The 26,565-nt window shown below is 63.8% G+C and carries 21 protein-coding genes; 13 read left to right on the top strand and 8 right to left on the bottom strand.

Going from position 1 to position 26,565, the window contains the following annotated elements:
* Both tssB and tssA read right to left on the bottom strand, forming a co-directional pair.
* Complete coding sequence (tssB, locus tag QK296_RS01420) at window positions 1-507, bottom strand: type VI secretion system contractile sheath small subunit (RefSeq protein ID WP_003195557.1); 507 nt, start codon at window positions 505-507, stop codon at window positions 1-3.
* A gap of 54 nt (window positions 508-561) precedes the next feature.
* Entirely contained in the window at window positions 562-1,581 is a 1,020-nt protein-coding gene (tssA, locus tag QK296_RS01415) for a type VI secretion system protein TssA (RefSeq protein ID WP_003195555.1), read from the bottom strand.
* A 393-nt stretch (window positions 1,582-1,974) separates the two neighbouring features.
* On the opposite strand from tssA, the gene tagH reads away from it, so the two are divergent.
* The 13 genes from tagH to QK296_RS01350 all read left to right on the top strand — a co-directional run bounded on the left by tagH (window position 1,975) and on the right by QK296_RS01350 (window position 19,461).
* The gene (gene tagH, locus QK296_RS01410) at window positions 1,975-3,303 is read left to right on the top strand and encodes a type VI secretion system-associated FHA domain protein TagH (RefSeq protein WP_282390520.1); all 1,329 of its coding nucleotides are present in this window, start codon (window positions 1,975-1,977) and stop codon (window positions 3,301-3,303) included.
* Between the two features lie 57 nt (window positions 3,304-3,360).
* Complete coding sequence (gene tssJ, locus QK296_RS01405) at window positions 3,361-3,870, top strand: type VI secretion system lipoprotein TssJ (protein ID WP_282390519.1); 510 nt, start codon at window positions 3,361-3,363, stop codon at window positions 3,868-3,870.
* An 18-nt stretch (window positions 3,871-3,888) separates the two neighbouring features.
* A complete protein-coding gene (gene tssK / locus QK296_RS01400; RefSeq protein WP_003195550.1) occupies window positions 3,889-5,223 on the top strand; it encodes a type VI secretion system baseplate subunit TssK in 1,335 nt (444 codons plus the stop codon).
* A 6-nt stretch (window positions 5,224-5,229) separates the two neighbouring features.
* Window positions 5,230-6,519 carry a DotU family type VI secretion system protein gene (locus tag QK296_RS01395; RefSeq protein WP_034134069.1) on the top strand — a complete coding sequence of 430 codons (1,290 nt, stop codon included), beginning with the start codon at window positions 5,230-5,232 and terminating at the stop codon, window positions 6,517-6,519.
* A complete protein-coding gene (gene tssM, locus QK296_RS01390; RefSeq protein ID WP_282390518.1) occupies window positions 6,516-10,016 on the top strand; it encodes a type VI secretion system membrane subunit TssM in 3,501 nt (1,166 codons plus the stop codon). The genes QK296_RS01395 and tssM overlap by 4 nt, the downstream gene beginning before the upstream one ends.
* The gene (gene tagF, locus QK296_RS01385; RefSeq protein WP_282390517.1) at window positions 10,013-10,666 is read left to right on the top strand and encodes a type VI secretion system-associated protein TagF; all 654 of its coding nucleotides are present in this window, start codon (window positions 10,013-10,015) and stop codon (window positions 10,664-10,666) included. The genes tssM and tagF overlap by 4 nt, the downstream gene beginning before the upstream one ends.
* Window positions 10,667-11,386: a protein phosphatase 2C domain-containing protein gene (locus QK296_RS01380; protein WP_003195541.1), complete on the top strand. Its 720-nt coding sequence runs from the start codon at window positions 10,667-10,669 to the stop codon at window positions 11,384-11,386. It begins immediately after the preceding gene.
* Window positions 11,383-14,361 carry a serine/threonine-protein kinase gene (locus tag QK296_RS01375; RefSeq protein WP_282390516.1) on the top strand — a complete coding sequence of 993 codons (2,979 nt, stop codon included), beginning with the start codon at window positions 11,383-11,385 and terminating at the stop codon, window positions 14,359-14,361. The genes QK296_RS01380 and QK296_RS01375 overlap by 4 nt, the downstream gene beginning before the upstream one ends.
* Window positions 14,361-15,065: an ABC transporter ATP-binding protein gene (locus QK296_RS01370; protein ID WP_057710584.1), complete on the top strand. Its 705-nt coding sequence runs from the start codon at window positions 14,361-14,363 to the stop codon at window positions 15,063-15,065. Before QK296_RS01375 ends, QK296_RS01370 begins: the two co-directional genes overlap by 1 nt.
* Window positions 15,065-16,249, top strand: a complete 1,185-nt coding sequence (locus QK296_RS01365) for a hypothetical protein (protein WP_094774020.1) — start codon at window positions 15,065-15,067, stop codon at window positions 16,247-16,249. The genes QK296_RS01370 and QK296_RS01365 overlap by 1 nt, the downstream gene beginning before the upstream one ends.
* The gene (locus QK296_RS01360) at window positions 16,242-17,954 is read left to right on the top strand and encodes an SUMF1/EgtB/PvdO family nonheme iron enzyme (RefSeq protein WP_137205423.1); all 1,713 of its coding nucleotides are present in this window, start codon (window positions 16,242-16,244) and stop codon (window positions 17,952-17,954) included. Before QK296_RS01365 ends, QK296_RS01360 begins: the two co-directional genes overlap by 8 nt.
* An 84-nt stretch (window positions 17,955-18,038) precedes the next feature.
* Window positions 18,039-18,962, top strand: coding sequence for a type VI secretion system-associated lipoprotein TagQ (gene tagQ, locus QK296_RS01355; protein ID WP_057710581.1), 924 nt, complete (start codon window positions 18,039-18,041; stop codon window positions 18,960-18,962).
* 124 nt (window positions 18,963-19,086) lie between these two features.
* On the top strand, window positions 19,087-19,461 hold the full coding sequence (locus QK296_RS01350; protein ID WP_003195530.1) for a hypothetical protein: 375 nt from the start codon (window positions 19,087-19,089) through the stop codon (window positions 19,459-19,461).
* Window positions 19,462-19,578: 117 nt separating this feature from the next.
* Here QK296_RS01350 and QK296_RS01345 read toward each other — a convergent pair whose 3' ends face one another.
* The 6 genes from QK296_RS01345 to exbB form a co-directional block, all read right to left on the bottom strand.
* Window positions 19,579-20,979, bottom strand: a complete 1,401-nt coding sequence (locus QK296_RS01345; RefSeq protein ID WP_282390515.1) for an aminoacyl-tRNA deacylase and HDOD domain-containing protein — start codon at window positions 20,977-20,979, stop codon at window positions 19,579-19,581.
* A gap of 212 nt (window positions 20,980-21,191) precedes the next feature.
* Complete coding sequence (gene recG / locus QK296_RS01340; RefSeq protein WP_003195525.1) at window positions 21,192-23,267, bottom strand: ATP-dependent DNA helicase RecG; 2,076 nt, start codon at window positions 23,265-23,267, stop codon at window positions 21,192-21,194.
* 8 nt (window positions 23,268-23,275) lie between these two features.
* A complete protein-coding gene (locus QK296_RS01335; protein ID WP_003195523.1) occupies window positions 23,276-24,196 on the bottom strand; it encodes a hydrogen peroxide-inducible genes activator in 921 nt (306 codons plus the stop codon).
* A gap of 156 nt (window positions 24,197-24,352) precedes the next feature.
* Window positions 24,353-25,099, bottom strand: a complete 747-nt coding sequence (locus QK296_RS01330; protein WP_003195521.1) for an energy transducer TonB — start codon at window positions 25,097-25,099, stop codon at window positions 24,353-24,355.
* Complete coding sequence (exbD, locus tag QK296_RS01325; protein ID WP_003195519.1) at window positions 25,096-25,521, bottom strand: TonB system transport protein ExbD; 426 nt, start codon at window positions 25,519-25,521, stop codon at window positions 25,096-25,098. Before exbD ends, QK296_RS01330 begins: the two co-directional genes overlap by 4 nt.
* Before the next feature lie 6 nt (window positions 25,522-25,527).
* On the bottom strand, window positions 25,528-26,511 hold the full coding sequence (gene exbB / locus QK296_RS01320) for a tonB-system energizer ExbB (RefSeq protein WP_282390514.1): 984 nt from the start codon (window positions 26,509-26,511) through the stop codon (window positions 25,528-25,530).
* Window positions 26,512-26,565: the final 54 nt, after the last annotated feature.

Below are 26,565 nucleotides of genomic sequence, written 5' to 3'. Positions count from 1 at the left end.
TTACTGCTCCCCTGCAGGCTTGGGCGCACTGGCAAGTGCCTGAAGCAATGCCGGGTCCTTGATCGCCTTCATGATGATTTCTTCAGCGCCAGTCTTGCCGTCCATGTAGGTCAGCAGGTTGGCCAATTGGGTGCGGGCTTCGAGCAGCTGGTTCAGGGAGTCGACCTTGCGGGCCACGGCGGCCGGGCTGAAGTCGTCCATGCTTTCGAAGGTGATGTCCAGGCTCAGGTTGCCTTCGCCTGTCAGCTCATTGGGTACGTGGAACGCGACGCGTGGCTGCATGGCCTTGAGGCGTGAGTCGAAGTTGTCGACGTCCACCTCAAGGAACTTGCGGTCGGCCACGGGTGCCAGCGGCTCGGCAGGCTTGCCGGCGAGGTCGGCCATCACGCCCATTACGAAGGGCAGCTGGACCTTTTTCTCGGCGCCGTAAAGCTCGACGTCGTACTCGATCTGCACTCGAGGCGCACGGTTGCGCGCGATGAATTTCTGAGAACTTTGCTTCGCCACGTTGCTGCTCCTGGTCGCTTGAGCGACGGTGTTGTTACTGCACGGTCCGGCGGCTTACTCGCTTTCGGGGCCGCGCAGGTTTTCAAATTGGGACATGCCATCGGGAATCAGATTGCGCACGATGGCCGCAAAGTCGGCATGCACCAGATTCTTGGCTCGGTTCAACAACACCGGCAGCGGGCTCGAAGGCTCGTGGCGGGTGTAGTACGCGAGGATTTTGTCGAGGCTGCGCAGCACATCGTCGCGGGTGGCGATGTCGCCAGAAGGGCGAGGAGCTGCGGGCGCGGCGGCGTTATCGACCGAGGGGGCATTGTCTTCACTGACGGCCTCGGGATCGCTGCTGCTGTCGGTGCCTGGCACCGCTTGATTGAGCAGTTGCAGGGCCTGTTTGAGCGGCTGCTTCAAGGCGCTGAGGTCCACGCCCTGGGCGGAACCGACTTGGTCATTGACCTGTTGCTCAATGGCCTCGCACGCCGCGCGCGCCGCGCTCAAGGCGTCACGGGTGGCTTGCAGTTGTTCGGGGTCGCTGTCCAGGAACGCGGCGTTGAGTTGCTGGTTGCCCAACTGCTCATCGGCGAAACTCTGCAGGCCGCTGGCGTTGAGCGCTGCGCGCAGGGTCACGGGCCCGAAGGTGCGCGAGCGCGTCAGGATGCTTTCGCGCAGCAGACGAATATTGGTCTCGCAGGTCAGGCCGGTAAGGGCGTTGATGCGCACGGTGGGGTCGTTGTCATCGTCGGCATCCAGGCGCGGGTGCAGCTCGGCCCAGTATTGGCGCAGCAAGGCGTCGATCAGCGTGAGGACTTCGGCCAGCCCGGCCACACCCTGGAGGGCGAGGGTGCTTTGCAGCAGAAAGTGGGTGATGCGCAGGTCTTTGCTGCGCTGCAACAGGTCGAGGCTTTGCTGCTGGATGCTGCGCCACTCGGGCGGCTCAGCGGGCAGGATCGAGTCGCCCATGCTGCGTTCGGGTTGGCCCTTGGCATCACGTTCCAACTGCAGAAATTGCGCGTCATATTCCATGTCTTCGCCACAGGGCGACGTCGCGGAAACGGCGGTGAGCAGCAACGGCACATCCACTGAATTCGATCTCCTTATCGGCCCGCTGGATGGCGGGCAATGCATGCACTAGTTGCGTAATGAACTTTGCATGTTTTCTTGGTCATACACTCAGCGTGCCACTACTGCGCCATCACTGATGTTCAAGAAGTTGTGCATTTTTGGTGTAGTACTTATGGCTTGTCAAGGTAAGCTATTCGCCCTCTGTGACAGATGTGCGGTGTTTAACAACCTGCGCGACTGGCGAGTCGAAAGGCGCGCCCAGAGCGGATTTTTGTCATGGAAGCCAGTTAAGATCAGCGATCATGCTGGTAAAAGCAGATTTTGGCGGTCGTTTGTACGACAGGACGGGACTTTCCAGGGCGGCACAGCCTCCTGGGTAGGCTGCGCGCGATGTATCAGCAAGGAGGCAAGATGTCGCTGTGTTTGACTATCACTAGTTATCACAAGATCACACCTGGGCAATGCCCCGAAAAGTCAATGGATCAGGGCGTGATGGCTATTGGCCGCAGTTCTGACAATGACTGGGTATTGCCCGACCCTGAGCGTCTCGTCTCTTCGCAACATTGCGTTATTCAATACAAAGATGGCCGTTACTACTTGACCGATAACAGCACCAATGGTGTGGAATTGGTCAAGGCGGGTATTCGTATGCGTCGGGGTAACAGCGAGCCGTTGCAAGACGGTGAATTGATCCGCATCGGTGATTACGAAATCCAGGCGCGCATCGACTTCAACGTGCAGGCCATCGACAGCCAGCCATTTGCCGGCGACTCACCCAACAGCTTTGAAGCGCTGATGGGCGCCGTGGCGAGCCAACCTGCGCCCACACCGATGATTGCGCCGCAGTTCCAGGGCGCCTCGGCCATGGAAACCCTGCCCGACCTGTTCGACTTCCTCAGCCCCACCGCCGTGCCGCCGCCCACCGTGGCGGACCATGTGCCGTCCGAGCAACACGATTTTCGCCCCCCGGCTCCAGTGGCCGTACCGGCGCCCGAAAAGCCGGCGGTGCAAGGCTCGGTGATTCCCGAAGACTGGGACCTGTTCGGCGACGCGCCCGCGCCTGTGGTCAATGCTGCGCCTGCCCCAGACCCGATCATCCCGCCGCCACCTGTGGTCGAGCCTGTTGCGCTCCCCGTGGCCAATGCCGAGCCACAACCAGACCTCCTGCAAGCCTTCCTGCGCGGTGCGGGCCTGGAGCAGTTGCGCCTGGACAGAGCCGACGCCTGCGCGCAGATGGAAAGCATCGGCCGCAGCTACCGGCTGATGGTCGAGGGCCTGATCGACGTACTGCGCGCCCGTGCCAGCCTCAAGGGCGAGTTTCGCATGCAGCAGACGATGATCCGCCCCGCCGAAAACAACCCGTTGAAATTCGCCCCGAATGCCGATGAAGCGTTACTGCTGTTGCTGCGTCATGGCAACCAGGCGTTCATGGCGCCGGACCTTGCCGTACGTGACAGTTTCGACGACCTGCGCGCCCACCAGTTGGCCGTAATGGCTGGCGTGGAAGCGGCGATCAAGCACCTGCTCGCGCGCTTTGAACCGGCGCAATTGGAGGAGCGCATGGGCAAGCCCGGCGGCCTCTCGAGTCTTTTCAACGGTTCGCGCCAGGCCCAGTACTGGCAGCAGTTCACCGAGCTCTACAGCAACATTTCCCGCGAGGCCCAGGACGATTTCCAGGACCTGTTCGGTCGCGAATTCAGCCGGGCCTACGAAGAACACAGTGCACGACAGCGAGGCTGAAAACGCCTCGCATTAATGGATAAAACGGATAGCTAAATACGTCATTGAGGACGCAGGATGATTCCCAGGTTTTTACTCGCAGCCGCTACCGCGCTGCTGCTGACGGCGTGTGCCAACGACGCGGTCAAACCCCAGGCGGCTGCCGAGGCCGAAGCCGACACGGCCGCCGTCGAATTGCACTTTCACGCGATTGCTGGGCTTAACCCCGGTGCCAACGGCCAGGCCGCGCCGGTGCGGGTGCGCATTTTCGAATTGAAAAACGCCGCTACCTTTTCACGCTCCGATTACTTCGCCCTGGCGGACCGTGCGCAATCGACCCTGGGCCTGGACCTGCTGGACCAGGACGAAGTGATGGTGCAGCCCGGCCAACAACTGAGCGTGCAGCGCGACCTCGACCCGTCCACGCGCCAGATCGGCCTGCTGGTGGGCTACCGCGAGTTGGACCGTGCGCATTGGCGCACGGTCATCAACGTGCCGCCGCGCCAATACAGCGAATACCAGATCAGCCTCGACGTGCATGCCGTGCGCGCCGACGTCGTGGCTTCCCCATCCAGCCCAGCCCAATAACAAGCAATCGGAGCCCCCATGTCCTGGAACAATCGCGTGGTCTGGTCGGAAGGCATGTTCATCGGAACGCAGCACTTCCAGCAGCATGACCGTTACCTGGAAAACCTGATCGACGCCCGCAGCCGCCCGTTGTCGGCGGGTGCCTGGGGGTTCTCCGAGTTGCTGATCGACCAGGGCCTGCTGGCCCAGGGCAAGCTGGCGATCGTGTCGGCTCGCGGCCTGCTGCCCGATGGCACGCCGTTCAATATTCCCCAGGACGACCTGGCGCCGAGCCCGTTGAATATCGACGACAACCTGCGCGACGGCCTGGTGTACCTGGCCCTGCCGCTCAAGCGCGCCGGCGCCCGTGACACGGTGGACGAGGGTGAAGCCCTGGAAGCGGCGCGCTACGTGAGCCAGGTGCGCGAAGTGCGCGACGACAACGCCCCGTTCGAAAACCGTGCACCGGTGGCGGTGGGGTCGCGGGCATTGCGCCTGCTGACAGCGCAGGATGGCATCAGCGACTACGCCGCCATCGGCCTGGTACGCATCAAGGAAAAACGCGCCGACCGCGCATTGGTGCTCGATGACACCTACATCCCGCCGGTGCTGGACGTGGCTGCGAGCAAACCGCTGACGGCCTTTCGCAGCGAACTGCTGGGCCTGTTGCACCAGCGTGGCGAAGCCCTGGCCGGCCGCGTGGTGGCCTCGGGTGCCGGTGGTGCCTCGGAGATCGCCGACTTCATGCTGCTGCAACTGGTCAACCGCGCCCAGCCGCTGATCCAGCACTTCAGCCAGTTGAGCCCGTTGCATCCGGAGCGCTTTTTCAGCGAACTGGTCAGCCTGGCCGGTGAGTTTTCCACCTTCTCAACCTCCAGCCGTCGCCCCCAGGAATACCCGCAGTACCAGCACGATGACCTGGCCCTGAGTTTCATGCCGGTGATGGCGGCCCTGCGTGAAGCGCTGTCGATGCTGATCGACAGCAAGGCCACGCCGATCCCCATTGTGGAGAAGGCCTACGGCATCCATGTGGCGATGTTGGCCGACAAGACCCTGCTCGACAACGCCAGTTTCATCCTCGTGGTGCGCGCCGATGTGCCCGGCGAAACCCTGCGTGCGCGTTTCGGCCAGCAGAGCAAGGTTGGCTCGGTGGAGCACATCCGCGACATGGTCAACCTGCAACTGCCGGGCATCGGCCTGCTGCCATTGCCGGTGGCGCCACGCCAATTGCCTTACCACGCCGGCAGCACCTACTACGAGCTGGACCGTGGCAGCGAGCACTGGCAGCAGCTGAACAATTCCGGCGGTTTCGCCTTCCATATCGCCGGGCAGTTCCCGGGCTTGAACCTGGCCTTCTGGGCGATCCGAGGATAATTGGCGATGCATCCCAATGATGATGACCGCACCCAGTTCATGCCGCGCCCGGGTGGCCGAGAGCCTGCACCCTCGCGTGCCGAACCTGCGCCGCTGTCGATGCCGGCTGCGCCGATCCTCACCGGCAAGAGCCAGGGCCTCAACCCGCTGGAAAGCGCCGCCGGCCCGTTGCTGGCGTTGTTGACGCGGCTGCGCAACACCATCGCCCACCCCGCGCCGGCCAGCCTGCGTGCGCAGTTGCTGGCGTACCTGCGCCAGTTCGAAGAACGCGCCGAAGCCGCCGGTGTGGCACGCAATGAAGTGCTGTTGGCCCGTTACGCGCTGTGCACCGCCTTGGATGAAGCGGTGCTGAGCACGCCGTGGGGCAGCACCAGCGATTGGGGTAAACAGAGCCTGCTGATCACCGTGCACAACGAAGCCTGGGGCGGTGAAAAGGTCTTCCAGTTGCTTGACCACTGCCTGCAAAGCCCACGGGAACGCCTGTACCTGCTGGAGCTGTTGTATCTGTGCATGTGCCTGGGTTTTGAGGGCCGCTACCGCGTGATGACCGACGGGCGCAGCCAGCTGGAAGCTTTGCGCGAGCGCACCGCCGCAGCGATACGCAGCGCCCGTGGCGAACACGAGCGTGAGCTGTCACCGCACTGGCGCGGTGTGACGGTTGCCCGTGATCGCCTGGCGCAGTTCATGCCGCCGTGGATTGCCGTGGCGATTGGCTTGGCGCTGCTGTTGGCGTTGCTGTTCGGCCTGCGCCTGAAGCTGGCCTCGGACGCCGAGCCGGTGTTCAAGAATATTCATGCTCTGGGCGAGATCCCGGTGCAGGCCATCGACCGTCCGGTGGTGCAGCCCAAAGTGATCGAGCGCCCGCGCCTGGCCGGGTTCCTGGCCGACGACATCAAGGCCGGCCGCGTGGCCGTGGAAGATAAGGTTGACCGCTCTGTCGTGACCATCCGTGGCGATGAGCTATTCGCCTCGGCCAGCTCCAGCATCGTCGATGACTACCAGCCGCTGATGCTGCGCATCGCTGACGCCATCCGCAAGGTCAAGGGCCAGGTGCGTGTCACCGGGCACAGCGACAATCGCCCGATTGCCACGTTGCGCTTCCCGTCCAACTGGGCGTTGTCCGAAGCCCGGGCCAAGTCGGTGCTGGAAATTCTCGCGGCCAAGACCGGCCAGGCCGAGCGCTTCAGTGCCGAAGGCCGCAGCGACACCGAGCCGTTGGCCACCAACAGTACTGCCGAAGGCCGTGCCCGCAATCGTCGGGTTGAAATCACCGTATTGGCGGAGGGCGTCGAGTGAAGGCGTTTTTCAGTTTCATGATTCGCTGGGTGATTCCCGTGCTGGGCCTGATTGCCCTGAGCCTGATCATCTGGTTTGTTGGCCCGCTGCTGGACGTGCTGGTGCCCGAAGGGCGTCGCTGGGCGCTGATCGTGCTGGTGTTTGCGCTGTGGGTGGCCTATCGCGTGTTCCGCATCATCCAGGCCCGTCGCCAGGCCGCCGAAGTGATGCGCAGCCTGGCCGCAGAAACCCCGGTCGACCCCAACAGCGTCGCGACTGCCGAAGAACTGTCCACGCTGCGCCAGCGTATGGACGAAGCCCTGGCACTGCTGAAAAAAGCCAAGCTGGGCGGCGATGAGCGCCGCAACCTCTATGAGTTGCCGTGGTACGTGATCATCGGCCCGCCGGGCTCGGGCAAGACCACCGCGCTGGTCAATTCCGGGCTGCATTTCCCGCTGGCGGCGCAATTGGGCGCTGGTGCGGTGCGCGGCGTGGGGGGCACGCGCAACTGCGACTGGTGGTTTACCGACCAGGCCGTATTGCTCGACACCGCTGGCCGCTATACCACCCAGGACAGCAACTCCACGGTGGACAAAGCCGCCTGGCTGGGCTTTCTCGACCTGCTGAAAAAGCAGCGTTCGCGCCGGCCTATCGACGGTGCGTTTATTGCCATCAGCCTCTCGGATCTGTTGTTGGGCACCGACGCCGAGCGCGCCGCCCATGCCGCCGCGATTCGTTTGCGCATCCAGGAGCTGTATACGCAACTGGGCGTGCGTTTCCCCATCTACCTGATGCTCACCAAACTCGACCTGGTGCCAGGCTTCATGGAATTCTTCGACAACCTGAGCAAGGAAGAGCGCGCCCAGGTGTGGGGCATGACCTTTGCCCTGGACGACGGCAAAAACAGCGACAGCCCGCTGGCGCACCTGCAAAGCGAATTCGCCGGCCTGGAGCAGCGCCTCAACGAACGCCTGGTCGAGCGCTTGCAACAGGAACGCGACCCGGCACGGCGCGACCTGATCTACGGCTTCCCGCAACAGTTCGGCGCGTTGAAAGATTGCCTGCAAAGCTTCCTGGAAGGCGTGTTCAAACCCAATGCCTTTGAAGAACGCGTGTTGCTGCGTGGCGTGTACTTCACCAGCGGCACCCAGGAAGGCAGCCCGATTGACCGCCTGATCGGTGCCATGGCCCAGAGCATGAACCTGGACCGCCAGCACCTGGCGCGCCAGAGCGGCACTGGGCGCAGTTACTTCATCGAAAAACTCTTCACCGCCGTGGCCTTTGCAGAGCGCGGCCTGGTGGGGGTGAACCCGAAAGTCGAGCGGCGCCGCAAGTGGATCGCCCGTGGCGTACTGGCGGCCACCGTCACGCTGGTGGTGGTGGTCAGCAGCCTGTGGTGGGTGAGCTATCGCGCCAACCAGGCGTATATCGCCCAGGTCGATCAGAAGGTCGCGCCCCTGGGCCAGACCGTCCAGAACCTGAGCCCGGCACAGCGGGAAGTGCTCGCCGTGCTGCCGTTGCTCAACGCCGTGAAGAACCTGGCGGGTGATTCGCCGAGCTGGTCCGAAGGGCTGGGACTGTACCAGGGCGATATGCTCGAAGCCGAGTCCGCCAGTGTGTACCGCAAACTGTTGATCGCCGTGTTCGCGCCACGCCTGGTGACGCGTATCGAAGAGCAACTGCACGGCGGCGGCAACTCGGACTTTCTCTTCGAGGGCCTCAAGGCTTACCTGATGCTCGCCGACACCGAGCATTATGACCCGGACTTCATCAAGGCCTGGATCGCCCTGGACTGGGACCGCAACCTGCCCCGCGACCTGCCGGCCGACCAGCGTCAGGCCCTGGCCGGGCACTTGCAGGCGCTGTTCGAACGCCACCCGCCGAACGCGCGCCTGGACCCACGTCTGATCGACGATCTGCGTCGGCAGTTGCAGCAATTGCCGGTAGCCCAGCGCGTGTACGACCGCGTCAAGCGCCAGAAACTGCCCGAAGGTATCCCGGACTTTCGCCTCAACGAGGCCGCCGGTCGCGATGCCGCACTGGTGTTCAGCCGCAAGAGCGGTAAGCCGTTGGGTGAGCCGTTGAGTGGTTTCTTTACCGCCAAGGGCTATCGCCAGGCGTTCTTGCTCAGCAGCCTGAACCAGACCGGCACCCTGGCCGAAGAGCAATGGGTGCTGGGCCATGAACAGGCCGACCAGCAGAACGTGGTGAGCCTCGCCGCCGACGTGCGCCGCTTGTACTTCCAGGATTACCAGCGCCAGTGGGACGCGTTGCTCGCTGACATCGACTTTGTGCCGATCACCAGCGTGGCCCAGGCCGCCGATGTGCTGCGGGTGATTTCCGGTCCCACCTCGCCGCTGAAAAAGCTGCTGGTGGCGGTTGCCAGGGAAACCGACCTGCAAGCTGAAGAACGCCAACTGGCCGCCAAAGGCGTACCGGTGGAAGGCGGCGTGGACAAGCTCAAGGAACGCCTCGGCAGCTTGCTGGGCGAGGCGCAACCGACGGCGAATGCCCCGGCGCCGGCGGATGATCCAGTGACCGCGCACTTTGCCGAACTCAACAGCACCGTGAGTAAAAACGAAGGTGAACCGGCGGCCATCGACGGCCTGCTGTCGGACATGAATGCACTGTATGTGCAGGTCAGCGCCATGGTCGGTGCCAGCGGCGATGCCTTGCTCGGCGAGGCCAAGAACCAGGCGGCGGCTGCGGCCACACGGGTCAGCCTGAACGCCGAGCGCCAGCCGCCGCTGGTGCAGGGCATGGTCAAGTCGGTGGTCAATTCCACCACCAACAGCATGATGGGCGGGGTGCGTAACCAGCTGAACGCGGCCTGGGTCAGTGAAGTGGTCAACGTGTATCGCCAGTCGTTGGCCGGGCGCTACCCGATGTCACCGGGCAGTGCACGGGACGCCACCCTGGATGACTTCGGCCAGTTCTTCGGCGTGGGCGGGGTGATGGACAACTACTTCCGCAAATACCTGCAACCCTATGTGGACACGTCGGCACAGACCTGGCGCTGGCAACCGGGGGCGGCGCAGAAGCTGGGGATTGCCCCTGGCGTGCTGCAAACCTTCCAGCGTGCGGCGACGATTCGGGACGCGTTCTTCCGCTCCGGTGGCACCCAACCCATCGTGCGTTTCGAGCTCAAGCCGGTGTCGATGGACCCCACCATCACTCAGTTCCTGCTTGACCTGGACGGCCAGCAATTGAGCTACGACCACGGCCCGAGCCGCCCGGTAGCGATGCAATGGCCGAACCCCGGCAGCATTGGCGTGGTGCGTATTTCCATCATGCCGCCGTCGGCCAGTGGTCGCTCCGGCATCACTCTGGACGGCCCGTGGGCCTGGTTCCGTCTGCTGGAGCAATCAGACCTCACCGCAGGCAACTCGCCGGACCGTTTCAACCTGCGCCTGCGGGTCGATGGCGCGAGCATCGCCTACGAGTTGCGCGCCAACAGTGCGTTCAACCCATTCAAGAGCCGCGTGCTCAGCGGCTTCAGCCTGCCGGAGCGGCTATGACGGCCCTGGGTTTTTACGGCAAGTTGGCCAGCCGCGGCGACTTTGTCAGCCGCGCCTTGCCCCAGAGCTTTATCGGCCCGTGGGACAGCTGGCTGGCTGCGGGTTTGCTCGCCAGCCAGAACAGCCTCGGCGCTGACTGGCTGAATGCGTACCTGGTCAGCCCGTTGTGGCGCTTTGTGCTGGCGGCGGGCGTGTGCGGGCCGGATGCGGCGGCGGGCGTGGTGATGCCGAGCATTGACCGGGTCGGACGGTACTTTCCGCTGGCGGTGGTGACCTTGCTGGATCACAACACCAACCCGGCGTCGCTGGTGGGCGGTTCGGACGCCTGGTTCGAGCAGGCTGAAACCTTGTTGCTCAGCACCCTCGACAGCGGCGCGACCTTCGAAAGCTTCAACGCCGGGCTCGACGAGTTGGGTGTGCCGGCCAGCGAGCCGCGGGCGGTGGACAGCTGTTTCGCCGGCCTGCAAAGGGTGGCAGCCACCGTGCCGCACCAGCGTATGACCGCGCTGGCTGAACAGGCGTGCGAGGGCGCAAGCCTGTGGTGGGGGCGAGGTTCGCAGCGTATCTCTCCCGGTTTATTACGGTGCCAGGGCTTGCCTGCCGCCAGCGATTTTGCGCAGTTTTTGCTCGGACAAGAAGGTGTGGTGTAGATGGGCGTGACGTACGAATCCGCGAGCAAAAGCCATGTGGGCATGGTTCGCCAAGTCAACGAAGATGCCTTTCTGGACCTGCCGGAAAACCGCTTGTGGGTGGTGGCCGATGGCATGGGCGGGCACGCGGCGGGGGACTATGTCAGCAGCTTGATCGTCGACAGCCTGCGGCATGTGCCGCTGGGCCGCTCCCTGGACGAATACTCGGCGGCGCTGCGCAATGACCTGCTGCGCATCAACGCGGCCGTGCGCGAAGAAACCGCCAACCGAGGCGTAACCATGATGGGCAGCACCGTGGTGGTGTTCGCCGCGCGCGGCTTGCGCGGGGTGTGCCTGTGGGCCGGCGACAGCCGCCTGTACCGCTTGCGCGACGGCGTGCTGGAAAGCATTTCCCGCGACCACAGCTACGTGCAAGACCTGCAAGACAGCGGCCTGCTCAGCGAAGCCGACGCCCGCACCCACCCGCGCTCCAATATCGTCACCCGCGCCATTGGCGTGGAGGCCCAGTTGGATGTCGCTTCAGTGGACCTGTTGATCGCGCCCGGCGACAGCTATTTGCTGTGCAGCGATGGCCTCAACAAAACCGTCGAAGACCACGAAATCCGCGAGGTGCTCAGCCATGACGCACCGGATGAAATCGTGCGCAGCCTGGTGCACTTGGGCCTCAACCGCGGCGCACCGGACAATATCACCACCCTCGTCGTGAAGGTCTCGTCATGAACATCGTCATCCCGGGTTATGACATCGAAGGCGAGATTGGCGAAGGCGCCATGGCCAGCGTGTACCTGGCGACCCAGCGCTCGCTGGAGCGCAAAGTGGCGCTGAAGGTGATGGCGGCAGCGCTGGCAGCCGACGCGAGTTTCTGCGAACGCTTCCTGCGCGAGGGCAAGACCCTGGCGCGCTTGTCGCACCCGCACACGGTGACCATCCATGACATCGGCAACGTCGGTGAGCTGTATTACATGGCCATGGAATACCTGCCCAACGGCACGCTCAAGGAGCGCATTGCTGCTGGGCTGACCCCGGAGCAGGGCGTGACGCTGATCCGCCAGATTGCTTCGGCCCTGGGCTATGCCCATGCCCAAGGGCTGGTGCACCGCGACGTCAAGCCGGCGAACATTCTGTTTCGGGCCGATGGCACGGCAGTACTGTCCGACTTTGGTATCGCCAAGTCGCTGGACGACCGCACCCAATTCACCCAGGCCGGGTTTGCCGTGGGTACACCCAGCTACATGAGCCCCGAGCAGGCGCGGGGCCAGGAGATCGATGGCCGCGCCGACCTCTACGCGCTGGGCGTGGTGCTGTATGAAATCCTCGTCGGCAAGCTGCCTTACAACGGCACCGATGCACTTTCTACCGCTCTGGCGCACTTGACTGAACCCTTGCCGGAATTGCCGGTGCATCACGGGCGCTACCAGGGTGTGCTGCGCAAGTTGTTGGCCAAGGACCCGGCGGAGCGTTATCCAGATGCGGCAGCGTTGTTGTTGGCGCTGGATCAACTGCCGGCGGATGAATCGGACGCCACGCTGGTACGGCCGCTGCCGATTCCATTGAGCTTTGATCTGGCGGGCATGACTCCTGTCACCATCGACATTCCGACTGATAAACCGCAGCCGCAGCCAATAGCGCGCCAACCGGTGGTCACGCCGACCCAGCACAATGCCCCGTCCGAGCAGCGCCGTGGTCCGGTATTGGCCTTGGCCGCCGTGGCGGTCGCCGTCGCGTTGGCCATTGGTGGCGCCAGCTACTGGTGGTTGAGCGGCGGCGATGAACCGGCCCCGCCGCCAGCCGCCGTGGTGCCCAAGGTGACGCCAGCGGTGGCTGTCGCTGAAGTGGATGGCGGTCAACGCCCGTTGCTGATGGCAGGCAAGAAAACCTTGTTCCAGCGCGTGCTCAGCAAACCCGGCGCCCAGCTTTCAGCGGACGCAGGGAGCTCGCCGGGTAAAGCGCTGCCGGCGTTTTCCGTGCTCTACGTGTACCAGCGCAAAGACGTCGACGGCAGCCCGTGGGTACGCGTCGGCGCCGCCACCGATGGTCGCAGCGACGGTTGGCTGCCGGCCTCCCAGGTCAGCGACTGGAAACAAAGCCTGGTGCTCAAGTTCACCGAGCGCTCAGGCCGGGCCCCCGTGATGTTCCTGCGCCAGCCCGGTGAGGTGGAAAAACTGCTGGCCGACCCTGCCGCCGCGAAAAGCGTGTTGGCCAAGGCGCAGAGCAACCGTGAAGACAACCAGCAAGTCCTGGCCCTGGAACCCACCGCCAGCGCGGTGCCGCAAAACCAGTTCTACCTGTTGCCGATTTTCGATTCCAAAGAGAGCTTCGACGACAACGGCCAGCCGGTGCAGTTGCTCAACGTGGCCTCCATCGACCCAGGCAGCCGCGCCACGGCCAAACCGGCCAGCCCGACGCTCAGCGCCAATGCCGACGCGTTCCGCACGGCCGTGGTGCTGGTGGTGGACACCACCGTGTCGATGCAGCCCTACATCGACCAGATTCGCGACGTGGTGCATGAGCTACAAACCCGTATTGCCGAGCGTGGCGAGTTGGACAGCGTCAGCTTCGGCATGGTCGGCTTTCGCAGCAGCATCCAGAAAACCCCGGGCCTTGAGTATGTCGCCAAGACCCTCATTACCCTCGACCAAGGCCGCGATCCGCAGCGCTTCCTGGATATGGCGCGCCAGGTCAAAGCGTCGACGGTGTCCAGCCACTCGTTCAACGAAGATGCGTTTGCCGGGGTGATGCAGGCAGTGGACGGCATGGATTGGTCCGGCTACGGCGGGCGCATCATCCTGCTGGTCTCCGATGCCGGCGCGCTGCGCAAGAACGACCCGTTCGCCGCCACCCAGATGAACGAAGCCGAAGTGCGCCAGGCGGCGCTGGGCAAGCAGATCAAAATCTACGCGCTGCACCTGCGCACCGACGCCGGCAAGAAAACCCATGCCGGCGCCGAGAGCCAGTACCGCGTCCTCACCGCCGACGCCAACCCGCAGATCGGCGACCTGTACACGCCAGTGCCAGGGGGCGATGTGCGCAAGCTGGGTGAGCGCGTCGATGAGATCGGCACGGTGTTCGCCAACCTGGTGCATCAGGTGCGCAGCAACACGCCGCAGCCCGTGCCGTTGCTCAGTGCCGCGCCGAGCCTGGCGGACAAGTCCGCCGCCGTCGGCTATGCCATGCACATGGACTTTCTCGGGCGCAAAACCGCGAGCCAGGCACCGCAATTGGTCAGCGCCTGGACCGCTGATCGTGACCTGACCAACCCGGCGCTGCCAGCGTTCCAGGTGTGCGTGATGCTGACCAAGCTGCAACTCAACGACCTGCAACAATCGTTGAAGTTGATCGTGGATGCGGCGCGCAAGACCCAAAGCTCGCCCAAGGATTTCTTCCAGGAAATCGCCAGCGCCTCGGCCTATATGAGCCGTGACCCGCAGGCCCTGCGCAAGGGCGGCAACCTGGCTGACGGCGGCCTGCTCGGTGAATACCTGGAGGGCCTGCCGTACCGCAGCAAGTCGCTGAACATGACCCAGGACCTGTGGTTGTCATTGAGCGTGGCCGAGCAGGAAGACTTTATCGACGAGCTGGATTCGAAAATCCGCCTGTATGAAACCTTCCATAACGACGTGGCCAACTGGGTCCGTTTCGGCGATGCCGAACCGGGCGATGCGTTGTACCGCGTGCCACTGTCGACGCTGCCGTAATGCTGAGCCTGAACGCGGTGCACAAGAGCCGGGGCCTCGGTAGCCAGCGCTACAGCCTGGTGATCCCTGCGTTGCAGCTGGGCGCGGGTGAACAACTGGCAATTGTCGGCCCCAGCGGTTGCGGCAAGAGCACCTTGCTCGACCTGCTGGCGCTGGTGTTGGCGCCGGATCAGGTGGGGCAGTTTGCGTTCAACCAACAGGACATCGGCGCGCTGTGGCGTGCCGACCGGCAATCGGCGCTGGCCGCGTTGCGCAGCCAGCACTTGGGCTATGTGCCGCAGACCGGAGGCTTGCTGGGGTTTCTGGATGTGCGCGGCAATATCGCGCTGTCGCGCCAACTGCTGGGCTTGCAGGACGACGGCCGCGTGGCGCGCCTGGCTGAGCAGTTGCAGATCAGCGATCAGTTGGCCAAGCGACCGGCGGCGTTGTCGGTGGGCCAACGCCAGCGGGTCAGCTGCGCGCGGGCCCTGGCCCATGGGCCGCAACTGGTGCTGGCCGATGAGCCGACGGCGTCCCTGGACCCGCTCAACGCCGAGCGCGTGATGCAGGCGCTGCTGGCCCAGGCCCGCGAACACCGTACGGCCTGTGTGATCGCCACCCATGACGAACCGCTGGCCCGCGCCAGTGGCTTGCAGGTGCGGCGTATCAGTTGCCAGCGCGATCCAGACGGCGGCGTCACCGCAACCCTCGGGGAGGCGTGCTGATGCGCATCGGCCTGGTTGCCTCGCTCGCCTGGCAGGACTACCGCAACGATGGGTGGCTGTCGGCCTGCTCGGTGTTGGCACTGGTAGCGGTTATCGCGCCATTGCTGGTGTTATTCGGGCTGAAATTTGGACTGGTTAGCAGTTTGACCGAACGCTTGGAGACCGACCCCGCCAGCCGTGAAATCATCCCATTGGGTGGTGGCCGATTCAGCGCGGCGTTTATCGCGCAACTGGGTGAGCGCAGCGATGTGGCCTTTGCTGTGCCGCGCACACGGCAAATTGCGGCCACGGCGCAGGTGGGCACCTTGACCCTGGAAATGCTGCCGACTGCCGCAGGGGACCCGCTGTTGGCAGGCTTGCCGATGCCCCACGGCCTGGACCAGATCGTGCTCAGCCATACCGCCGCCGAAAAGCTTGCGGCAAGGCCCGGTGACTGGCTGGAAACCAGCTTTGCGCGGCAAGTGGCGGGGCGCGTCGAGGCCCAGCGCACGCGGTTGCAGGTACTGGCGGTGTTGCCGCTGGAGGCCTTCGCTCGCGAGGGCCTGTTTGCCGATCTGGCGTTGCTGGAGGCAGCGGAAGATTACCGCGATGGCCGTGCGGTGCCGGCGTTGGGTTGGGCTGGTGAAGCGGCGAGCGTGAGTGAACAGCGTATCTACCCGGCGTTTCGCCTGTATGCGCGCAGCCTCAGTGATGTGGAACCGCTGCGGGTGTATTTCGCCGGGCAGCACCTGTTGGTTTCAACCCAGGCGCACACCATCGCTCAAGTGCAATCGTTGAGCCGCAACCTGTCGATTGTGTTCTGGATCATCGCCGGGCTGGCGTTGGCCGGTGCGTTTGCGGCTATTTTCGCGGGCACCCTGGCGGCGGTGGCGCGCAAGCATCGGGAACTCTCGGTGTTGCGCCTGCTGGGGTTTTCCACCGCAGCGTTGTTGCTGTTTGTACTGCTGCAAGCGCTCTACAGCGCGGGTTTTGCCGCTGTGCTCAGCGTTGGGCTGTATGGCCTGGCTGAGGCCGCGTTGAACAAGCTTTTTGTGCAGGTGCCGGGTGAGTACGCCAGCCACCTGTTGGCGCGCCATTACGGCCTGGCCCTGGTGGCGGTGCTCGGCGTCAGTGCCATGGCGGCCGCCTGTGGCGGTTGGCGGGTGGCCCGTATCCAGGCTTCTGAAGGAATCAGAGATGTATAAATTACTGGGCGCCTGCGTGGCGCTGAGCCTGGCCTCGCTGGCCTGGGCCGATGAGGCAAGTGACAAGCTCGACAACCCCAAACCGTTGCCGGACGACGTGAGCCTGCCGCTGCCCTGCGAAGGCAACATGGTATTCCGCTACGCCTACATTCTGGCCCAGGGCACCCTGGATGACCGTGAAATCAACCTGGGCTACCCCTTTGCCGAAGGCGAGGCGGGTTATCAGCAGTCGTTTATTTCCGGCTACCGCCGCGACTTCATTAACGGCCAGTTCACCCTCAAAGACTTGCCCAAGGACTGGAGTAAGGTCATCGCGCCGCAGATGCCGAAGACCGACGCCAAGACTCCGCTCAAGCCGATGCTGTACTTCATCGGCAAGTACGAAGTGACCACCCGCCAATACGCCCAGGTGATGGCCCAGGCGCAATCCCTGGCCAGCGGTGAACCGGCTCCCGCATGTGAGGCGCCCACGGGCATGGCCGGGCGTTTGCCCAAGGTGAAGCTGTCGCGCTTTGAAGCCGAGCGTTTCTCGGCGGTGTACAGCGCCTGGCTGATGAAATATCACCGCGAACTGCTGCCGGTAAGCGGGCGCGGTGCGTCGGCCGAAGACGGCGGCCTGGGCTTCGTGCGCCTGCCCACCGAAGTGGAGTGGGAGTACGCCGCACGCGGCGGCCAGGCGGTGAGCCGCCAGGACCTCGAAGGCCGCCTGTATCCACGGCGCGCCGAAGGCAGTGAAAGCGATGGCCCGCTGGCCGATTACGCGGTGTTCAACCAAGTGGCCGGCGGCACCGGCCAGGCGGCGCGGTTGATGCCCATCGGTACCAAATTGCCTAACCCCATCGGCATGTTCGACGTGATCGGCAACGCCGCGGAAATGGTCCAGGAATCCTTCCAACTGGTCCACGCCGGCCGCCGCCAGGGCACCTACGGCGGCTTTGTGGTCAAGGGCGGCAACTACCTGGAAGGCGAGGGCACGTTGTTCACCGGCATGCGCCGCGAATACCCGCTGTTTGCCGCTGATGGCACCGAGCAAAGCAACGAGACCACCGGTTTTCGCGTGGCGATTGGCGCGTTGTCGGCGCCGCGCTCGCGTTACAAGGAATTGTTCGCCCAGTGGCAGAAGGAAGGCCGCCTGGCCTCCCTGACCGACGCCATCGACGACGCCCAGGACCCGACCAAACGCCTGGACAGCATCATCGCCGCCAGTGTCGATCCCAAGCTGCAAGCCGAACTGGGCCTGGTCAACGAAGAGCTCAAGCGCAACGTGTCGCTGATCGCCCAGCAACGCGAAGAAGCGGCGGGCAATTTGATCCAGTCGGCGGCGTTGGTGGCCGAGACCATCAGCAACTACAACATCCGCCTGGCCAACCTGCAGAAGAGTCGCCAGCAGGCGGTGGACAGCAAGGACGAGGCCAGCACGCAGCTGTTCGACATGGCCATCACCAATGGACGCAGCGCGTTGGACGGCGCGGTGGCGATTTACATCGACAACCTGGCCACCGGCACGCGCTACACCGATGCGGTGATCCAGGCGCAGTTTCAACGGATCAAGGAAGAGTTGGATCGCAAGCCAGTGCTCGGCAAGAGCCTGGTGACGCGCGCGACACTGTTCGTTCGCCATGTCGGCAACTACCGCAAGCAACAGCGGGCCGACCCGGCAACGATCTTGAAGGAATTGCTCGCAGCGAGCGGTCAGCGGTCTTGATCGTTGGCTGTCTAGCGAGCTTGGAAGGGACTCAGGCGGCGGTGGGCCGTGCTGGGCAAGTCAAACTTAACAGAGATCACATCTATGCTTTTTTCCCGTAAGGCGGTTTCCAAGCGTCACCTGCTGCTGATCGCAGCTGGTTTCAGCACCGTGTTGACTGGTTGCGCTACGTCGCCTGCGTCCAAGGTAGCGTCGAGCACCAAGGTCGAGTACTACCCCAACTGCTACGAGCCGGTGCAGCACCTGCGCGCCACCGATTCGGACATGACCAAGTCGGTCGTCACCGGTGCAGCCCTCGGCGCGGCTGGCGGTGCCCTGCTGGGCGCCCTGACCGGCGACAAGGACAGCCGTGGCCGCAATGCCGCAATCGGTGCCGCAGGCGGCGCCCTGGCTGGCGGCGCGGCGGGGTACTACACCGAGCGCCAGAAGCAGATCACCGATGACAACCAGCGCATCGCGTCCTACTCCACTGACTTCAACAAAAGCGCCTCGGACATCGACCGCAGCACCGCCTATGCCAAGGCCTCGCAGCAGTGCTACCAGAGCGCATTCACCAAGCTGGTGGCTGATCGCAAGGCCAAGACCGTCAACGACACCGAAGGCCGCAAGCGCCTGGCGGAAATCGTCGCGGGCCTGAAGGAATCCAATGACCTGATCGTGACGGTCAACGGCAAAGCCAGCGAAGACTTGAACAACTACACCCAGGCCTACGAGAAAGACCTGCAACAGGTCGGCGTACAGCGCAGCGATGTGGTGACCGTGGCCACCGCCGATACCACGCCAGTGGTCGCTCCGGCCAAGGGCAAGAAAGCCGTCAAACCGGCCAAGAAGCCGGTGCTGCCGACAGTGCCGAAAGAAGCGGTAACCACCGAACGTAGCATCCAGACCGTGCAGGCCAAGCAAGCTGAAAGCAAGCAGGTCGCCAGTGCGGGCAAGACCCAGATCGAAGCGACCTGCCGCAATCCAAACCTGGCCGACTGGGCGCCAGTGCCTTGCCCTAACGTTTAAGTACTTGTTGCTATAAGCGTTAAACGCCAACCGATCTGCGCCTAAAGCGCGAGATCGGTGGCGTTCTTTTTGCAAATCGTTACACTGCTGCGGCCACTCCAATAAATACACCGAGGCCGTGTGCATGAAATTTCGTCTTCTCCTGTGGGTGCTGGGCCTGATGATGGGCAAAGCCAGCCGCACCAACCCCGCCTTCCAGCAGCAACTGGGTGACAAAGACCTGGCCTTCCAGCTGCAGACCCTCGACGGCAAGGTTGCCCGTCACTTCATCGTCAAAGACCAGCGCATCACCAGCCGCTCAGGTGTCCACCCGGCGCCGGCCTTCGCGATTGCCTTCAAGGATGCCGCCTACGGCTTCGCCACGATGCAGGCGAAGAACAAGCAACTGGCGTTCATGACGGGGATTCAGGACAAGTCGATCCAGATCAAGGGCAACCCGGCACTGGTGATCTGGTTTCAGGGGCTGACCAAGTATTTGAAGCCGAAGAAAAAGAAGTAGGCGGTCAGGTAGACCGAGTTGAATTCATCGCAGGCAAGCCAGCTCCCACAGGACTTTGAAATACGGTCAACTGTGGGAGCTGGCTTGCCTGCGATAGCGGTGTAACAGGCAGCAGGTCTATCCCTGACTGAACTGCGAAGCCAATTCGCGCAACAGCACCTCGGCATCCAACACTTTACCCACCACATCCTCCGCCTTCTCGCGGCTCAAACCCAGGCGCTCAAGCAGTGCGTCCGGAATGGATTCATCCGGCCCGGAGCCAATCCCCCGGCTGCGCAACAGGCGCACCGCCAGGCACACCAGGTTCGGGTATTCGGCGTATTGCCCGTCATACGTGGGGTCGTGCTGGAAGCGCAGGGCGGTGCACAGTTCGTCCGGCATGTCCCAGTAACGCATCAACCAGGCGCCGATCTGTTCGCGGCTGATGCCCAGCAAGTGTTGCTCGACGTAGCTGTGGCACAGGTGCGGGTTGACCTCCAGGTGCCGGCAGATCAGCGAGAAGTGCGGCGGAAACACGTGGGCCAGCAGCAGGTAGCCGAAGTTGTGCAGCAAACCTGCCAGGTAGGTCAGGCCGGCTTCCGGACGCTGGGTACGGGGCATGGCGCGGGTCAGGCCCTCGATGACGGCGGCGGTGTAGATCGACTGGTGCCAGTACGGCGTGGACAGGTGCGGGCGGTCCTTGGGCAGGCTCAGGGTTTTGCCCAGGGCCAGGCCCAGCGCCAGGTTGATCACAAGATCAAAGCCCAACACGCGCACAATGGCGTCTTCGACTGAGCGGATCTTGCCCGGCGAGGCGTAGTAGGGCGACGCGGCCCAACTTACGACCTGGGCGGCAAGGGCTGGGTCGGTTTCCACCACGCCAGTGATGTCGTCGATGGTGGCGTTGGGGTCGACACGCAGCTTGATGATCTTCTGCGCGGTGTCGGCCAGCGGCGGAATTTCGATGGTCGCTTCCAGGCGTTGCTGGATACGGCGCGCAGTGAACGCTTGCATCGCTTGGGTGATTTCCTCGCGGTCATCATTGGGGCGGTCGAGGTTCGGGCGGATGTTGCTCAAGGGTTCGCCAAACTGCGCGGCGCTGGCCTTGGTGAGCAGGCTCTTGAAGGCGTCGGTGGGGATTTCCAGCAACAGCCCGGCTTCGCCCGAATGCACCAGCAGGCTCGGCTCATTGAGCAAGCGGCCTTCGTACAGGCATGGCGAACTGGTCAAGGGCGGCAAGCCTGGCAGCAGGCTCAAGTCATGCTTGCCCAACATCCGCTCGACACGCTCGGGGGCCACGGCCGTGAGGCGGCGACCGGTGAGTTCGGCGAGGCGGTTGAGGTCCAGCAACTGGCTTTGGGGGAACAGCACCATGAGCGCGCCAACCGCATCCTCAAGCAATACCGCCTGGACCTTTCGGGCAGGGTTCAGGCCAGGCTGTTCGAGGACTTCCGTGTAGGGGATGGCGAGCTTTGCGAGCAGCGCCCGAATGACCGGCGGGGCGGTCAGTGGGGCTGTGGCGAGGGCAACTTCTGACATGGCCTGATCCAATTTCTTACAGTCATTGGAGTATAACCAGCTTGATACGGGTGTTGGTCGGATAAGTGTTCTTTGTGACGAGGTTGGCTGTGCGCCGATCCCGCTGTAGGAGCGAGCTTGCTCGCGAAGAGCTTCCTGACGGCGCGATCACCCAGAATGTCCGCGTTATCGTTGACGCTTTTCGCGAGCAAGCTCGCTCCTACAGGACGGGGTCAGACTTGGCCGTATTGCTGGCCGTGGCGCAGCCAGCGGTTGAGCAAGGGGCTGACGTGATCGGGCCAACGTTCGAGCAAGGCTTGCGCAGCATCGCGCACGGCGGGCAGCAGGTCGGCATCGCGCATCAGGTCGGCGACCTTGAATTGAAGCAGGCCGGTCTGGCGCGTGCCGAGCATTTCACCGGGGCCGCGCAGTTCGAGGTCTTTTTCGGCGATGACAAAACCGTCGTTGGTTTCGCGCATGATGCCCAGGCGCTGGCGACCGATCTGCGACAGTGGCGGGTGATAGAGCAACACGCAGTGGCTGGCGGCGCTGCCCCGGCCCACCCGCCCGCGCAACTGGTGCAGTTGCGCCAGGCCCAGGCGCTCGGGGTTTTCGATGATCATCAGGCTGGCGTTGGGAACGTCCACGCCCACTTCAATCACGGTGGTGGCCACCAGTAATTGCAGGTTGCCGGCCTTGAACTCGGCCATCACCGCGGCTTTTTCCGCCGGCTTCATACGGCCATGGATCAACCCGACCTTGAGCTCACCCAAGGCACTGGTGAGGTCTTCATAGGTGGTTTCGGCGGCCTGGCAGGTCAGTTCTTCGGACTCTTCGATCAGGGTACACACCCAGTACGCCTGGCGGCCTTCGGCGCAGGCACCGCGCACGCGCTCGATCACTTCGACCCGCCGCGTGTCGGTGACCAGCACGGTGTTGACCGGCGTTCGCCCTGGCGGCAGTTCGTCGAGGATCGAGGTGTCGAGGTCGGCGTAGGCGCTCATGGCCAGGGTGCGTGGGATCGGCGTGGCGGTCATGATCAACTGGTGCGGGTTCATGCGCCCGCCCACGCCTTTCTGGCGCAGGGCCAGGCGCTGTTGCACGCCAAAGCGGTGCTGTTCGTCGATGATCACCAGCGCGAGGTTCTTGAACTGCACTTCGTCCTGGAACAGTGCATGGGTGCCCACCACCATCGGTGCGCCGGCGGCGATCTGTTCCAGGGCGGCCACGCGGTTCTTGCCTTTGAGCTTGCCAGCCAGCCACGCCACTTCCAGACCCAGGGGTTCGAGCCAGCGCTTGAAGGTGATGAAGTGTTGTTCGGCGAGGATTTCCGTGGGTGCCATCAGCGCCACCTGATAGCCAGCTTCCAGGGCTTGCAGGGCGGCGAGGGCGGCCACCACGGTCTTGCCAGCGCCTACGTCACCCTGGATGAGCCGCAGCATCGGCTCTTGCTGGCTGAGGTCGTAGGCGATTTCATTGCCCACGCGCTGTTGCGCGCCGGTGGGTGCAAAGCCGAGGTTGGCCAGGTATTGCGCAGGCAGTCGCGTGGCCTTGGGCATCGCCGGGGCGCGCAGGGAACGCATGCTTTCGCGCAGGCGTTGCTGGGACAGCTGGTGCGTGAGCAGTTCTTCAAAGGCCAGGCGATGCTGGGCCCAATGATGGCCGAGGGCGAGTTCGTCCACATCGGCATCGGCGGGCGGGTGATGCAAATACCGAATCGCATCGGCCAGGGGCGCCAATTGATAGTCGCGGGCCAGCTCCAGGGGCAGCCAATCGGGCAGGCTTTGCGGGCCGAGCATGGTCAGGGTCTGCATGCACAACTGGCGCAGACGTTGCTGGGTCAGGCCCTCGGTCAGCGGGTAGATCGGCGTGAGCGTGGTGTCCACCGGTGGCGGCTCATCGCCGGTAATGGCGCGGTATTCCGGGTGGTAGATTTCCAGGCCAGAGGCGCCTGGGCGTGCCTCGCCGTAACAGCGCACGCGGGTGCCACGCTTGAGGCCTTCTTTCTGTGCGTTGCTGAAGTGGTAGAAGCGCAGGCTCAAGCCACCGGTACCATCCTGCAGACGCACCACCAGGCTGCGGCGCTTGCCCATCACCACGTCGGCGCCGCTTACGGTGCCTTCGATCACCGCGTCCTGCCCAGGGCGCAAATGACCGATGGGCACCACGCGGGTGCGGTCCTGGTAGCGCAGGGGCAGGTGGAAAAGCACGTCCTGAAGGTTCTCCAGGCCGACCTTGGCCAGCTTCTCGGCCATGGCCTCACCGACACCCTTGAGTGCCGTCACCGACACCTGCGACAGCTCAGTCATACCGTGGCTTAGCTCGCAACGGGCGGCTTGGCCACCGAACACAGGCGGATCGAGTCCGCGAGGATCTCAATCGCTTTGGGGCGCGGGAAGCTGGCGCGCCAGGCAATCGCCACGGTACGGAACGGCACGGGCGGCGTGAGTGGGCGCACTTCGATCACGCCCTGGGCGTAGTGATGGCTGTCTACCGCAGACAGCGGCAGGATCGAGATGCCCAGGCCGGACGCGACCATATGGCGAATGGTTTCCAGGGAGCTGGATTCCACTGTGGTGTGCTTGGCGCCGTCGTTGCCCTTGGTCAGGGTCGGGCAGGCTTCCAGCACCTGGTCGCGGAAGCAGTGACCTTCACCGAGCAGCAGCAGGCTCTTGTCATTGAGCAGGCCGGCGTCGATGGTGTCCTTCTTGGTCCACGGGTGGGAGGCCGGCATCAGCACGTAGAACGGCTCGTCGTAGAGCGGCAGGGTCAGCACGTCCGCCTCGTTGAAGGGCAGGGCGATGATGATCGCGTCCAGCTCGCCGTTGCGCAGTTTGTCGCGCAGCACGTGGGTGAAGTTTTCTTCGATATACAGCGGCATCTGCGGCGCGACGCGGTGCAGTTGCGGAATAAGGTGCGGGAACAGGTACGGGCCGACCGTGTAGATGGCGCCGACTTTGAGCGGTGCGGTCAGCTGGTTCTTGCCGGCCTGGGCCAGTTCGCGAATGCTTTGCGCCTGTTCCAGGACCTTCTGGGCCTGGGCAACGATGCCTTCGCCCACCGGGGTGAGGCGCACGGCGCTCTTGCTGCGCTCGAAAATCAGCACACCGAGTTCGTCTTCAAGCTTTTTCACACCCACCGACAGCGTCGGCTGGCTGACGTGGCAACGTTCGGCTGCATGGCCGAAGTGCTGTTCTTGGGCGAGGGTCACGATGTAGCGTAATTCTGTAAGAGTCATAGCGGGCGTCCATGAGGTTGCGGGCCAAGCATACCGGCTGCAATCGATAGACGCACGTTATCAGAACTTTGCTGGGGATTGAGTGGGGAATGTCGGAATTTTGCTGAGGTAATAAAGCACATGCGGGAGGGAGCAAGTCCCTCCCACAGTGCTCTGTCAGCGGCGACGCTTGTCGATGTTGTAAACGAACGGCGCGACCAGTTCGACGCTGCCGTTTTTCAACAGGTCCGCAGGCGGCTTGGGTAGCGGCTGAGCCTTGCGGATCATCTCAAGGGTTGCACGGTCCAGGTCGGCGTTGCCGGAGCGGCCTTCCAGTTCGTAAGACAGCACATTGCCTTCACCATCGACCACGAAGCGCAAGCGGTTCATACCTTCCTTGCCACTGCGTTGGGCGCCAGGCGGGTACTTCTTGTACTTCTGCAGATGCGCCAGCAATGTGCTTTGCCAGGAAGCCTGGGCGGCCAGCTGCTGTGCCGATGGGCCCGGCGTAGGCTGTGCGGACTTCTGCGCAGGTGCGTTGCTCGGCGGCGTTTCGCTCGGTGGCTCCTCGGAAGGTTTCTCCTTGGGCGGCTCGGGCTTCTTCTCCACCGGCTTTGGCGGTTGTGGCTTAGGCTTGGGCTTGACCGGCTTGGGCACCTGGATCGTTGGCTTGGGCGCCTCGGCCAGCTTCGGCAGGGGCAGCTCTTCGACCGGTGGTGGCGGCGGCGCAACGACCTTGGGCGGCGCTGGAGGCGGCGGCGGTGCTGGCAGCGGCGCCAGGTCGATGACCATGGCGGCGGGTGGCAGCTGGATCGCCTGCGGCGCGGACCATTGGAGCGCGATGATGATCGCGACGGCATGCACGCCCAGCACGACGGCGAGGCTGGTGCCATAACGCGTCAGTTTGTGGCGCGTCGTGATCATTTCTTGGCTGCCGTCTCAAGTCCGACCAGGCCTACCTTGAGGTAGCCGGCAGCCCGCAGGGCATCCATCACGCTCATCAGGTCGCCATAGTCCACGCCTTTGTCGGCCTGGAAGAAGATCGTCGTGTCTTTCTTGCCTTGGGTCTTGGCATCCAGCACCGGCCCCAGGGTTTCAGCCTTGACTTCTTCTTCGCCCAGGAACAGGCGTTGGTCCGCCTTGACGCTGAGGAAGATCGGTTTCTCTGGCCGCGGCGCCGGCTTGGCGCTGGACGCAGGCAGGTCCACCTTGATGTCCACGGTCGCCAGCGGAGCCGCCACCATGAAGATGATCAGCAGCACCAGCATCACGTCGATAAACGGCGTGACGTTGATTTCGTGGTTCTCGACGAGTTCGTCGTCGCCTTGATTCAAATGCAGGCCCATGGCCGATTACCCCACTTTCACCATGTGCGGTTGCGAGCTGCGCTCGGTAGGCAGGTGATCGAGGTCACGGCTGACCAGCAACAGGACTTCAGCCGATGCATCCGACACCTGGGCCTTGTAGCCGGCAATCGAACGGGCGAAGACGTTGTAGATGACCACCGCAGGAATCGCGGCAACCAGGCCCAGGGCGGTCGCCAGCAGGGCTTCGGCGATGCCGGGGGCAACGACGGCGAGGTTGGTGGTCTGGGTTTTGGCGATGCCGATGAAGCTGTTCATGATGCCCCACACGGTACCGAACAGGCCGACGAAGGGCGCGGTGGAACCGATGGTGGCGAGTACGCCGGTGCCGCTGCTCATGTTGCGGCCACAGGCGGCAACCAGGCGCTCCAGGCGGAAGCTGACGCGTTCCTTGATGCCTTCTTTTTCGCGAGTGTTGGCCGACAGGCGCATTTCTTCCAGCGCGTCGTGCACCAGCAGGTTGGCCAGGGTGCCCTTCTTGGTCGCGGTTTCGCTCGCTTCCTTGAGGGTGGTGGCTTTTTTCAGGTGGGCGATTTCAGCACGCAGACGACGCTTGGCGCCCAACAGCTCGAAGCCTTTGGCAATCCAGATGGTCCAGGTGATGATCGAGGCGATGGCCAGGCCGATCATCACAGCCTTCACTACCACGTCGGCATTCTGGTACATGCCCCATGGCGACAGGTCGTGGGCCATGCCCAGGGTGTTGTCTTCTTCCAGCACCACGCCGGTTTCGTCGGCAGGTGCGGCAGCGCCGGCGGCCTGGGCCGGATCGGTGGACACTGGCGCGACGGCAGGCGCTGCCGGGGTCGCGGCATTTTGCTCGGCGGCTGCTGGAGCGGCGGGAGCGGTGGCGTCAGCGAATGCGGCGGTCGGTGCCAGCAGCACGCTGAACAGCATCGCAGCAATCGCACGCCAGGCGCGGGAGGGACTGTGAAGCTTGGTTGGCGAAGCGGGGTTTGTATGACGTGTCATGCTGGCCGGACCTGAGAGAAAAAATGGGTGATCGTCCTTCCAGACCATTTCGGG

It is taken from the genome of Pseudomonas sp. AL10 (assembly GCF_029960685.1).
Classification (GTDB): domain Bacteria; phylum Pseudomonadota; class Gammaproteobacteria; order Pseudomonadales; family Pseudomonadaceae; genus Aquipseudomonas; species Aquipseudomonas lactis.
This window is presented reverse-complemented; position numbering and strand designations above follow the sequence as displayed.